The following is an 11,892-nucleotide window of genomic DNA, read 5'->3' on the forward strand; positions in this document are numbered from 1 at the left end:
CCAGGCGGTGACGCTGCGCGTCGGAATCGTCAGCGCCGCCTGGGGCGGGTTCGCTCATCTCCCCGCCTGGCGTGCCGTACCCGGCGTCGAAGTCACCGCGATCTGCACCTCGCGCGAGGAAACCGCACTGGCGGCCGCTGCACGGTTACGGATCGGCCGGCCGTTCTGGGATGCGGCCGCGATGTGCGCCGATCCCGACATCGACATCGTCGACTGCGGCACCCGTCCGGTCGTCCGTCTGCCGATGGTGCTCGCCGCGCTGGCCAGCCGCAAGCACGTCTATAATGCCTGCCCGCATGCGCCCGACTGGCCCGGCGCCAAGGCAATAGACACGGCCTGGCGCGCGAGCGGCTGCGTCGGTGTGGTCGATGCCTTTTCCCGCTGGCTGCCGGCGCATCGCAAGCTCGCTGAGCTGATCCAATCCGGCTTCATCGGCAGGCCGCTGGGCGGGAGCTGCCGCTTTGCGCTGTCTCTGTTCAACCGGCCGGACAAGCGCTTCCCTTACAACTGGTTCGGACAAGCCGGGCAGGGCGTGTCGGCGCTCCGCAACAATGGCAGTCACTTGCTCTTCTTGCTTTTGGAACTGCTCGGACCCGTCGACGAAGTTTGCGCCGACGATCATCGGCACCTGTCTGAATGGCGATTCTCCGATGGCGAGCGGCAGGCCGTCGAGACCAACGACGATGCCAATGCGCTCCTGCGCTTCGCATCCGGGGTCAGCCTCACACTGCACGCGAGCTGGGCGATGCCGGCCGCGGAAGGCTGGCGGATCGATCTTTTCGGGGACGAGGGCCGTGTCGCGGTCTCGGCGCCCACCTTCCCTACTGCGCGCGACTGTATGATTCAGGGCGCACGCACGGGCGAGACGCTCGCCCCGATCGATCTGGACGCCAAGCCGCCGAAGGACGTGGCACTCGGCTGGGATGCCGAGCCGCCGCCAAGCGTGCCGATGGCCTTGTCCATGCACGCAATGGTCGGGGCGATTGCCGGCGGGGCAGCTGCAAAGCCGGATTTCGGCGCCGCGCTCGAGGTGGAGCGGGTTCAGGAAGCACTCCGACGCTCCAGTCTCGAGCGGCGCTGGGTTTCGATAGCGGAGATCGATTGATGCCGGGCTTTCATCCAAGCGCGCATGCCCTGAACCGTCCGGACCATCCGGCCTTCGTGCTCGCCGATGCGGGCGAAGAGCTGACGTACCGACAGCTCGACCAAGGCTCGAACCGGATCGCGCACCTCTTCCGTTCACGGGGACTAAGGCCGGGCGACCGCGTGGCGGTGATGGTGTCCAACTCGATCGAGTTTCCGCAACTTTATTGGGGCGCCACCCGGGCGGGCCTGATCGTGACGCTGCTGTCGACTCATCTGAAAGCGCCGGAGGCCAGCTATATCATCCGCGACAGCGGTGCGGTGGCACTGGTCGTATCCACGGCACTCGGCGAGACGCCCGAAGCCCTGTTGAAGGAACGCGGCGAAGCGATCCCGGCCGTCCGCGACATCTTCTGTGTCGGGGAGGCACTGGCCGGCGCTGAGCCGCTCACCGAAGCGGCGATTGGTTTTCCCGCAGAGCCGATCGCGGACCAGATCAGCGGGTTTCACATGATCTATTCGAGCGGAACGACCGGCCGGCCCAAGGGCGTCGTGATGCCGTACACGCCCGGCCCGATCGACGAATTCCAGATGGGGGAGGGGCTGCCGGCCATGTACCAGCAATTCGATCCGCTGGTGACGCTCAACGCCGGGCCGCTTTATCATGGCGCGCCCCTATCCGGCATGGTGATGACGCAGCGGCTGGGCGGCACGTTCGTCACGCAGCGCAAGTTCGACGCGGAAGGCATATTGCGCGCGATCGAGCGGTGGCGCGTGAACAATGCCCAGTTCGTGCCGACCATGTTCGTCCGGCTGCTGGCCCTGCCGGAGGAGGTGCGCCGGCGCTATGACGTATCGTCGTTGCGCTTTGCGGTTCACGCGGCCGCGCCTTGCCCGATTGAGGTCAAGCGCCAGATGATCGACTGGTGGGGGCCGATCCTATTCGAATATTATGGCAGCACCGAAGGCGTGGGTGCGACGGCGATCTCCAGCCAGGAGTGGCTGCAAAAGCCGGGCTCGGTAGGCAAAACCTCGATGGGCGCGATCCATATTTGCGACGAAGATGGCCGCGAGCTGCCGGTCGGCGAGTCCGGCCTGATCTATTTCGAAGCGCTGCCCGGCCGGACGGTCGCGTATCTGAACGACCCGGAGAAGACCCGCAGCGCGACGCATCCGGATCATCCCGACTGGTTCTGCATCGGCGACATCGGACGGCTGGACGAGGATGGATATCTGTTCCTGACCGACCGCAAGGACTTCATGATCATTTCGGGGGGCGTGAACATCTATCCGCAGGCCATCGAAGACTGCCTGATCGTCCATGACTCCGTGCTTGATGTCGCCGTGATCGGTGTTCCGCACCCGGAGTTCGGCGAAGAGGTTCGCGCCGTGGTGCAGCCCGCCACTGGCGTAGCAGCCGGTTCCGAGCTGGAAGCGGAGCTGCGCCAATGGTGCCGCACCCGCATTTCGGCGGTGACCCAGCCGCGAAGCTATGTCTTCGTCGAAGAACTGCCGCGCCTGCCTTCCGGCAAGCTCGCCAAGCATGAGCTGCGCAAGCAATTCGGGGCCATCAGCGAATAGGCTGCTTCAGGCAAATTCCTCGATCCGCCACTCATCGCGCCATTCGATGACCGGTCGCCCATTGTGGAAGACGATGGGCAGCCAGACATAGCGCGAGATCGACGTGTTCACTTTCGACAACGCGGCCGCCAGTCCAATCACGGCGCGCTCGTCCTGTGTCATCGTCTGGCGCGGCTTGGCGGTCGCCTTGACGATCGCGCTTCGCACGAGTTGCGATAGCTCGCCTGTCGCAAAGCGCGGGTCGGTCTCGATATTGGGCAGCCAGCGATCGGCGAGGGCAATGTAAAGGTCCTTCTTGCGCGGATGCTTGAAGATCTGGCTGATCTGCGAATTGAACGAGGTGCGCGTGGCGTCGCTCGGATGCAGGTCGCCAAGGTCCGTGAACGGCCCATGGAACGTGTCGGCGACGGCAACCTGCGACGGGTTGGGGAAATAGCCGGTCATCTGGGAGGACGTCAGATAAAGCCGGCCATGGCGCCGGAAGCAGGCAATGCCTTCGCGCGCGTTGGGCGGCGTGCCGCCTGGAAAGTGCCCGGTCAGGCGATCGGTCACGCCAGTCCAGTCGTCGGTGAGCTCGATCGCTACGACTTCCTTATGCTCGTGTTCGAAATACATATAGGCCTTGCCGGTCGCTGCATCGGCAACGAGGTCGAAATCTCCGGCGGCTAGGCCGGCTGGACGGAGTTCGCGCCGGACCATCGTCCAAGGACCGGTGATCCGGTCGGCTACCAGCACCGTCCTGTATTGCGGAGTCGCCAAGCCGCCCCGGATCTTGATCCAGCAGACGAACTTCCCCGTGCGCGGGTTGAACAGGATGTGCGGCCGCTCCGGAAACACTTTCCGGCTGAGCGGAGAGGTGGGATCGGCGGTGTCCGGAGGGATCAATGCGCCGAGATCGTCCCAATTATAAAGATCCTTTGACCGGTAGAAGCGGATGCCCCAGCTTTCGGTGTCCGTTGCGCCGGTGGTGAATTCCTTGTTTTCCCCATACCAGTAGAACCAGTCGTCTACGTCGATGATTCCGGGCGCGTGCGCCTGGATCGGCTTGCCGGACGTGTCCAGCCAAAGCTGCCCCGGTTGGATCGAACGTTGGTTCCCGATCGGCGATTCACTTTTTCGTTTGGAGCGGGGCATCGCCGTGCCGACGCAGCCAGTGAGTGCCGCGACGCCAAGCCACCCGGCCTGTGAAACCAAGTCTCGACGCGATAGGCCGTCCCCATGTCGTTCTTGCATATCGACTGCCCCGCGACATCTCTCATTTCATAAGCTGGCGCTGCGGTCAGCGCCCGCTGAACTTGGGCGGGCGCTTGTCGCGCGCGGCCGCAATGCCCTCGCGATGGTCGGCGCTGCGAACGGTCAGGCTTTCATAGGCAATGCCCGCGTCCATGACCGCGCCGGCCACGCGCTTCAGCTCGAGGTTGGTCAGCAGCTTGGTGTAGCGGATGGCAAGCTGCGCGCCGGCGAGGAGGCGGTTGCAGAACGCGTCCACGGCCTCGTCGAGCTGATCGGCCGCGACGCAATGGTTGATCAGGCCGATCTCGGCCGCCTTGGTTGCGGTGAGAAGGTCGCCGGTCAGCAGATATTCCTTGGCACGGGCGAGGCCGATCCGCTGCGCCCAGATTACCGCTCCGCCGTCGCCGGCGACAAGACCGATGCCGACATGGGGATCGCCGATCTTCGCGCCCTCGGCGGCGAAGATGACGTCGCACAGCAGTGCGATCGTCGCGCCGAGGCCAATCGCGTAGCCGTTCATCCGGCAGACCACGGGCTTGTCGATGTCGAGCAGAGAGAAGACGATCCGCTTGGCCTGCTGCGCTTCATGGTCGAACAGGTGCGGCTCGGCGGCGTTGCGCTCCATGTGCGCGAAGTCGCCGCCGGCCGAGAAGGCGCGCCCGGCGCCGGTCAGCACGATGACATCCGACGCCTTGTCGGCCGCGGCGAATTGCAGGGCCTGCGGCAGTTCGTCGTGCAGCCGCTGATCGACCGCGTTCATCGTTTCCGGCCGGTTGAACGTGAGGGTCAGCAGCCGCCCGCGGCGGGTCAGCGCGATCGTGTCGTAGGCGGGCAGGGTGTCGCTCATGGCTCAGCGCCATATCACGCCGTGGCGATATGCAAACGACGCCCAAGCGATGGTTGTTGTCGTCCCGCCGCCGTGCCGCTCTAACCGCCGCATGGCTGAGGGTGAGGCAATGGACGGGTTCGACGAGACGTTCGACTGGGTGGTGGTCGGCAGCGGTGCGGGTTCCGCCGTCTCGGCGCTGGTCATGCGGCAGGCCGGCAAGTCCGTGCTGATCCTGGAAAAGACACCACTCGTCGGCGGCACCACCGCCAAGTCGGGCGGGGTCATGTGGATCCCGAACAACCGGTTCATGCGCGAGGCGGGGGAAACCGACAGCACCGAAGCGGCCATCCGCTACCTCGATGCCGTGTGCGAGGACCTGCCGGGCTCGAGCCATGAGAAGCGGCTCGCATACGTTGTCGAAGCGCCGAAGATGATCGACTTCCTTGTCGAACAGGGCGTGGAGCTGGAGCGCGGCTCGGCCTTCTGGCCCGATTATTATGACGAAGTGCCGGGCGGGGTGAAGACCAGCCGCACCGTCGTCGCCAAGCCGTTCGACAAGAAGCAGCTCGGCCCGTGGGAGAAGAAGCTGCGGGCCGGCTTCCTGGACATGAACGTGAGGCTCGACGACGCGCTGCAACTGCCGTTCGCCGCCAAGAGCTGGAAAATCAAGCTACTGTTCGCCAAGGTCGCGTTCAAGATCGTCGCCGGCAAGCTGCTGGGCAGGCACTACACGACGGCCGGCGCTGCGTTGCAGGGCCGGATGCTGAAGGCCGCGCTCGATGCCGGCGTCACCATTCGCACAGAGTGCCCCGTCGAGCAGTTAATCGTCGAGGACGGTACGGTGGTCGGGGTGGCCGTGCGACACGAGGGTATGCCGAAGCGGATCGGCGCGCACCTGGGCGTGCTCGTCAACGCGGGCGGCTTTGCCAAGAACCAGGCACTGCGCGACCGGCACCAGCCCGGCACGCAGGCGAAGTGGTCGCAAGTCGCCGAGGGCGACACCGGCGACATGCATGTCGAGATGGAGCGGATCGGCGGCACGCTCGGCCAGATGGACCAGATGGTCGGCTATCAGACGACGCTGACACCGGGCTGGGAGACGGAATATGTCACGCCGCCAGCCCAGACCATCACCTGTAAGCCTAGCGCCATTCTCGTCGACCAATCGGGCGTCCGCTATATGAACGAAGGCGGCTCGTACGAGCTTTATTGCCAGACGATGCTGGAGCGGAATCGCGCCGTGCCTGCGGTTCCGAGCTGGGCGATCTTCGATTCCCGCTACGCGTCCGACTATACCGTGGCCAACCTGAAAGTGTCCCGCAAAGCCAAGGAATGGGAGAAGGCCGGCTATTTAAAGCAGGCCGACACGATTGAAGGTCTGGCCGAGGCCATCAGCGTTCCGCCGGCCGTTTTGAAGGCGACTGTCGAGCGCTGGAATGGCTTCGTTGCCAAGGGCCAGGATGAGGATTTCCAGCGCGGTGCGCGCGCCTATGACCAATGGCTCGGCGATCCGTTCAACACGCCCAATGCCGCGCTGGGGCCGATCGACCGCGCGCCGTTCTACGCCATCCCGGTCGTGCCTGGGGACGTGTCGACCTATGGTGGCGTCGTGACGGACGCACTGGGGCGAGTCGTCCGCGCCGACGGCACGCCTTTGCCGGGCCTCTACGCGACCGGCGTCTCGACCGCTTCCGTCATGGGAGGCGTCTATCCCGGTGCCGGCTCGAGCATCGGCCCGGCAATGACTTTCGGCTATGTAGCAGCCAAGCACGCGGCCGGACTGGGCAACCAGCTTTAGGCCAGCCCGATCACTCGGCTGCGCGCGGCTCGAACCGGGCGGGCTTGCTGAGCAAATGCGGTAGATCCGGCGATGAGATGGACGATTGCCGCCCGTTCGCATGGATCAACGCCACCCGGCCGACACCCGGCGAGGCGACCACTGCGATCACGCTATCAACCCAGCGGTGCAATTCCTCGTGAAGCCGCTGCAGCTCGTCGCCGGCAAAGGTGGCGTCGCCGGCGCTCTCCAGCTCCTCCGCCAGGCCGAGCACGCGTTGCGTCGCTTCCTCGACAGCTTTCGCCTTGTCCATGTTGCTTGCTCCGCTTCGCCTTGAGAGAATGCTTAAGACCGCTGTTCGAAGCGCGCAAATCGGCGAGCCCCGGTATATATCGCCACGGCGTGATTGACCTCTTCCCCGCGTCGCCCGAAACGGACGGCCGAAGCAAGACGAGGACTCCATGAGCCAAGGCAGCAACGCAGCGAAGCCCGATGGCGCGGCGCTGGTCGACATCTACCGCCGCGCATTGCGCATCGAGCGCAATGACGACGCCATCCGCACGGTGATCCGCCGGGGCCGGCTGCAGATGCCCTATTATTCCGCGCGCGGGCAGGAGATCATCCCGGCCACGATCGGGCATCTGCTCAACGCCGACGACACCATCTGCACCATCTATCGCGGCATCCAGGACATGGTGGCCAAGGGCATGCCGCTGCGCCCGCTCTGGGCCGAGATTGCGGGCCGCGTCGACGGTACTTGCAAGGGCAAGGGCGGACCGATGCACCTGACCCATCCGGAAACCGGCGTGATGGTGACCACCGGCATCGTCGGCTCCTCCATGCCGATCGCCAACGGTCTCGCCTGGGCCGCCAAGCTCGACGGCTCCAAGCGCGTCACGGTCGCCTTTTTCGGCGACGGCGCGTCGAACATCGGGGCGTTCCATGAAAGCCTCAATCTCGCATCGCTGTGGAAGCTGCCCGTGATTTTCGTCTGCGCCAATAACGGGTTTGCCGAGCATACCCGGTACGAGAACGGCACAGCGGTCGATCAGATCAGCAAGCGCGCATCGGGCTATGGCATGCCGGGCTTTACCGTCGACGGGAATGATGCGGACGACATGTACGCGCACTTCGCCGCTGCAGTCGAACGGGCGCGGGCCGGCGAGGGGCCCACGCTGCTTGAATGCAAGACTTTCCGCTTCCTCGGCCACGTGCTTGGCGACGACGACAAATATATGACGAAAGAGGAAAAGGCGGCCGCCATGGAAAAGGACCCGCTGCCGGTGCTTCGCGCGCGCGTGCTGAGCGAGGGGCATGCCGGGGAGGATGATCTCGCCGCCATGCAATCCGAACTGGAAGCCGAGATCGCGGACGCGCAGGAGTTCGGTTTGGCAAGCGCTCCGCCCTCGGTCGATGAGCTGCGCCGCGACGTTTTCGCTCAGGAGATCGCGGCATGAGCCAGATCAACGCACTTCAGGCCGTAAACGCCGCGCTCGCCCAGGCCATGGCGGAAGATGACAAGGTCATTGTGCTCGGCGAGGACGTCGCGGACCGCGAGGGCGGCGGCATTACCGGCGCCACCGCCGGCCTTTCAAGCCGCTTCGGGGATGATCGAGTCAAATCCACCCCAATTTCCGAACAGGCGATCATCGGCGCGGCCATCGGGGCGGCCATGGCGGGTTACAAGCCGGTCGCCGAGATCATGCTGATGAACTTCACGACCGTCGCCATGGACATGATCTTCAATCATGCCGCCAAGCTCCGCTTCATGTCGGGCGGGCAGACCAGCGTGCCGCTGACCATCCGCACGCTGACCGGCGCCGGCTGGCAGACCGCCGGCCAGCACGCCGACCATCTCGAAGGCTGGTTCGCCCATGCTGCTGGCATCAAGGTCGTCGCGCCTTCCAACCCGGCCGATTACAAGGGCCTGCTCTTGTCCTGCATCCAGGACCCGGACCCCTGCATCATCATCGAGAGTGCGGGGACGCTGTTCATTCCGGGCGAAGTTGCCGACGATCAAGGCCCGGTGCCGCTCGGCAAGGCTAAGGTGGTGCAGGAGGGGACGGACCTGACGATTCTGTCCTGGTCCTCGCAGCTCGTTCGCTGCCAGATGGCGCTGCCGGCGCTGGCCGAGGCCGGGATTTCGGTCGAGCTCGTGGACCTGCGCACCATCTCGCCGTGGGACAAGGAAACGGTGCTTGCCTCGGTCGCCAAGACCGGCCGCCTGCTTATCGCACACGAGGCGGTGCGTAACTTCGGACCCGGCGGCGAAATTGCGGCGACGGTTTCCGAAGAGCTGTTCGGCAAGCTGAAGGCGCCGGTGCGACGGCTCGGCGCGCCCTATTGCCCGGTCCCGTTCGCGAAGGTGCTGGAGGACGCTTACATCGTCCAGCCTGACGATGTGGTAGCCGCGGCCAAGGCGCTGATGGCGTAAGCCGAGTGCCGAGACGAAGGCCCTGATCGCGCCGAGCGCCGCGCTGCTTGCGATGCAAGCGCCTGCCCCACGCTTGGCGAATGGGAAACCCCGACGTCTCCTCAGAACGCAGCAATTCCGCTGCTCTTCGGTTTGACCTCGACCAAAGGAGACATCTGGAGTGAAGTTCGCCCAGGCGACCGCGATCGCGCTGGACGATGTCCTTTTTGCAAAAAGGGGTGGCCGACACTTGGCCTGAGCGACTCTTGGCGAAAAGGCGGAGTGTCGTTGGAGGCCCATCTTTATGAGAAGGGCAATCACGGCTTCGGGATGGCGCGTCGCGGCGCTGCATCTGACCTATGGCCCGAGCAACTCCTGGCCTGGATGACTGACCGCCGGTTGCTGGAGAAGCGCTATGTGGCCGTCATCGCTGAACGCCCCGCCGCTTCCGCGCGATTGTCGTTATTGCCGCCGAGCGCCGCGTCAAGCATCGCGCGCTTCAAGTAGAGATGGCACGGATGCTCTACGGTCAAGCCGATCCCGCCGTGCAGTTGGATCGCTTCCTCGGCGATGAGGCAGGCCGTCTCGGTTGCATGAGCCTTTAGAGCGCCGACCTGGACGGGGCTGGCGAACGGATCGGCGGCCCGGCTCCAAAAAAGAGATTCGGCGGCTGCCAAACGAGTTTTCAGATCGGCGCAGCGGTGCTTGAGCGCTTGGAACATGGCCAGCGGGCGATCGAATTGGCGACGGGTCTTCAGATACTCGACGCTCATCGCGAGCGCCGCATCGGCGGCGCCCAGTGCGTCGCCTGCCAGGGCCAGTGACAATTGCTTGTCGAGACGGCCGCGAAGGGTTTTGGCGCTCTCTCCGTCTGCGAGCGTGATGCCGTGCTCGGCTAGCCCAACGTCGAACAGCCGGCGAGTCTCGTCCCACGTGGAGCGGCGGGTCACCGACGCGCCGCTCATCGGTGCGAGTGTTACCCTATCCGTCCCGCAGACAAGAACATGGCTGGCGAGATCGGCGTCAGGGACGGCGTTCAGCCGCTCGCCATCGACCGTGCCGGCTAGGGATGCAGTCATGACTTCGCCGGCCATGGCGCGTTCGAGCAGTTCGACTTCGCCCGCCTCCGCCAATGCCGTGACCGTCAGCATCTGGGCGATGGCCGGGCCGGGGACCAGCGCCCGGCCGAGCTCGCGCTGGACCGTCGCTGGCCCATCGTTTCCGAGGCCGAGGCCGCCCTGGTGCTCGGGCACCGCCAGCATCAGGAAGCCAAGCTCCGAAATAAGCTCCCAGGTTCGACCAGAGTCTGCAGCTCCTGCCTCGCCGAACGTCTTGCGTGCGGCCTCCTGCAATTCCTCCCGGGTCATGCTCATGCAGTCCAGCCCTTGGGCTCACGCGGCATTTCGAGCAGCCGCTCGGCGATGATGTTGCGCTGGACTTCGTCGCTCCCTCCCGCGATCGTCCAGGCATAGCTGTTCATGAAATCGGCCATCCAGTTGCCGGTGGTCAGGTCGCCGAACGTGATCGGTTCGCGAAGCTGCGCATCGAGGCCGCCGAGCCTGACGCCGAGCCGCGCGTATTCCCGCAGCGTCCGCGAATAAGCCAGCTTGACCAGCGACGCGTCGCCGACGCGCTCTTCGCCCGCGATGCGGTTGGCGAGAAACTGGTCGGCAATCGCGCAAACGGCGTCGACCTGCGCGCCGAGCCTTCCGAAGTCACGCAGCACCCCTGCATCATCCTCGCGTCCCGTCTCGCGGATCAAGGTTGCAAGCCGGGCGAGCGCGCCGCGCATCCTGTACGACAACTCCATCAGCGTCAGGCCACGCTCGGATGCCAGCGTCGCTTGCGCCACAGCCCAGCCTTGGCCTTCTTCGCCGACCCGCTCGCTGACCGGGATAGCGACATTGTCGAGGAAGATTTCCGCGAACTCTTCGTCCCCCTGGATTTGGTGGATGGGACGGACGGTAACGCCCGCCGCCTTCATGTCCATGAGCAGATAGGTGAGACCGGCCTGCTTGGCTCCCTCGCTGGATGTGCGGACAAGCAGCAAGCAGCGATCGGCGTGCTGAGCCATGGTCGACCAGACTTTCTGACCGTTCACGATATAGTGATCGCCGTGCAATTCCGCGCGCGTGCGGACTGCCGCCAGGTCGGAGCCCGCATTGGGCTCGGAAAATCCCTGGCACCAGGTCTCGCCCTGAAGGATGGCGGGGAGATAGCGCGCCTGCTGTGCTTCGCTGCCCCATTCCGACAGCGTCGCATAGGCGTGGTAGGTGGAGACGAACGACAGCAGCAGGCGCGGTGCGTCGGCCCGGGCAAGTTCTTCGTAGATGATCTTCTGCTCGGCGAGCGAGCGGCCGCCGCCCGGCCACGCCGCGGGCCAGTGCGGGACGGCATATCCCGCCGCCGCCAGCTTCCCGAACCAGTCCCGTTGCCCGGCAACGAACTTGTCGTGGGTATTGCTCGCGGTGCGCCAGTCCTTCGGCGCGTTGGCGGCAAGCCAGGCGCGGACCTCGTCGCGCAATGCCCGCAGCTTGTCCTCTGCCATGGTTCCTCCTGACATGGCCGACCCAGTGCGCAGCATCGGTCGGAGCGGCAAGCAAGGCCCACCCCATATCGACCCGGCGATGCTCAGTCAGGGCCGATGTCGACTTCCACCGCGTCGCCGAATATGCGCACCGGATAGGTCCTGATCGGGCACTCGGCAGGCGGGCCGAGCGGCTGCCCCGTTTCGAGATCGAAGCGGGCGCCGTGAAACGGGCACATGATCCAGCCGTTGCGCACACGCCCTCCTGCAAGAGGCTGCCCGGCATGCGAGCAGACATTCTCCACCGCGAAGACTTCGCCGCCGCTGCGGCAAACCAGAATTTCCTGCCCGTCCAGAACAGACGAGGCGATGCCTTCCTCGGGCAGGTCCGACAGATGGGCCGCGAAACGATAATCCGCCATCCCGCCAGCAAGCCGATCCAGCGTTCC

At 65.3% G+C, this 11,892-nt stretch carries 11 protein-coding genes; 5 read left to right on the plus strand and 6 right to left on the minus strand.

Features of this window, described 5'->3' with window-relative positions; all coding sequences use genetic code 11:
• The first annotated feature begins 7 nt into the window (after window positions 1-7).
• Window positions 8-1,105, plus strand: coding sequence for a Gfo/Idh/MocA family protein (locus ACFSCW_RS15710; protein WP_380891158.1), 1,098 nt, complete (start codon window positions 8-10; stop codon window positions 1,103-1,105).
• Entirely contained in the window at window positions 1,105-2,664 is a 1,560-nt protein-coding gene (locus ACFSCW_RS15715) for an AMP-binding protein (protein ID WP_380891160.1), read from the plus strand. Before ACFSCW_RS15710 ends, ACFSCW_RS15715 begins: the two co-directional genes overlap by 1 nt.
• Window positions 2,665-2,670: 6 nt before the next feature.
• On the opposite strand, the gene ACFSCW_RS15720 is transcribed toward ACFSCW_RS15715, so the two are convergent.
• Window positions 2,671-3,798, minus strand: coding sequence for a family 43 glycosylhydrolase (locus ACFSCW_RS15720; protein ID WP_380891162.1), 1,128 nt, complete (start codon window positions 3,796-3,798; stop codon window positions 2,671-2,673).
• Between the two features lie 145 nt (window positions 3,799-3,943).
• Window positions 3,944-4,744 carry an enoyl-CoA hydratase/isomerase family protein gene (locus tag ACFSCW_RS15725; RefSeq protein ID WP_380891165.1) on the minus strand — a complete coding sequence of 267 codons (801 nt, stop codon included), beginning with the start codon at window positions 4,742-4,744 and terminating at the stop codon, window positions 3,944-3,946.
• 91 nt (window positions 4,745-4,835) lie between these two features.
• Between ACFSCW_RS15725 and ACFSCW_RS15730 the strand changes: the two genes are divergently transcribed.
• The gene (locus ACFSCW_RS15730; RefSeq protein ID WP_380891167.1) at window positions 4,836-6,524 is read left to right on the plus strand and encodes an FAD-dependent oxidoreductase; all 1,689 of its coding nucleotides are present in this window, start codon (window positions 4,836-4,838) and stop codon (window positions 6,522-6,524) included.
• Window positions 6,525-6,534: 10 nt separating this feature from the next.
• Here the strand turns inward: ACFSCW_RS15730 and ACFSCW_RS15735 are convergent, their stop codons facing one another.
• Window positions 6,535-6,816 (minus strand): hypothetical protein, encoded by a 282-nt coding sequence (locus ACFSCW_RS15735; protein ID WP_380891169.1) that lies wholly within the window; start codon window positions 6,814-6,816, stop codon window positions 6,535-6,537.
• Between the two features lie 148 nt (window positions 6,817-6,964).
• Between ACFSCW_RS15735 and ACFSCW_RS15740 the strand changes: the two genes are divergently transcribed.
• Together ACFSCW_RS15740 and ACFSCW_RS15745 are read left to right on the plus strand one after the other, a co-directional pair.
• The gene (locus ACFSCW_RS15740; RefSeq protein WP_380891170.1) at window positions 6,965-7,960 is read left to right on the plus strand and encodes a thiamine pyrophosphate-dependent dehydrogenase E1 component subunit alpha; all 996 of its coding nucleotides are present in this window, start codon (window positions 6,965-6,967) and stop codon (window positions 7,958-7,960) included.
• Window positions 7,957-8,937: an alpha-ketoacid dehydrogenase subunit beta gene (locus ACFSCW_RS15745; RefSeq protein ID WP_380891171.1), complete on the plus strand. Its 981-nt coding sequence runs from the start codon at window positions 7,957-7,959 to the stop codon at window positions 8,935-8,937. The genes ACFSCW_RS15740 and ACFSCW_RS15745 overlap by 4 nt, the downstream gene beginning before the upstream one ends.
• A gap of 392 nt (window positions 8,938-9,329) precedes the next feature.
• Here ACFSCW_RS15745 and ACFSCW_RS15750 read toward each other — a convergent pair whose 3' ends face one another.
• From ACFSCW_RS15750 to ACFSCW_RS15760, 3 genes are all read right to left on the minus strand, one after another.
• Entirely contained in the window at window positions 9,330-10,289 is a 960-nt protein-coding gene (locus ACFSCW_RS15750) for an acyl-CoA dehydrogenase family protein (RefSeq protein ID WP_380891173.1), read from the minus strand.
• Complete coding sequence (locus ACFSCW_RS15755; RefSeq protein ID WP_380891175.1) at window positions 10,286-11,464, minus strand: acyl-CoA dehydrogenase family protein; 1,179 nt, start codon at window positions 11,462-11,464, stop codon at window positions 10,286-10,288. Before ACFSCW_RS15755 ends, ACFSCW_RS15750 begins: the two co-directional genes overlap by 4 nt.
• Before the next feature lie 83 nt (window positions 11,465-11,547).
• Window positions 11,548-11,865, minus strand: a complete 318-nt coding sequence (locus tag ACFSCW_RS15760) for a Rieske (2Fe-2S) protein (protein ID WP_380891177.1) — start codon at window positions 11,863-11,865, stop codon at window positions 11,548-11,550.
• Window positions 11,866-11,892 lie beyond the last annotated feature (27 nt).

This window comes from Sphingomonas tabacisoli (assembly GCF_042678385.1).
GTDB classification, from domain to species: Bacteria; Pseudomonadota; Alphaproteobacteria; order Sphingomonadales; family Sphingomonadaceae; genus Sphingomonas_B; species Sphingomonas_B tabacisoli.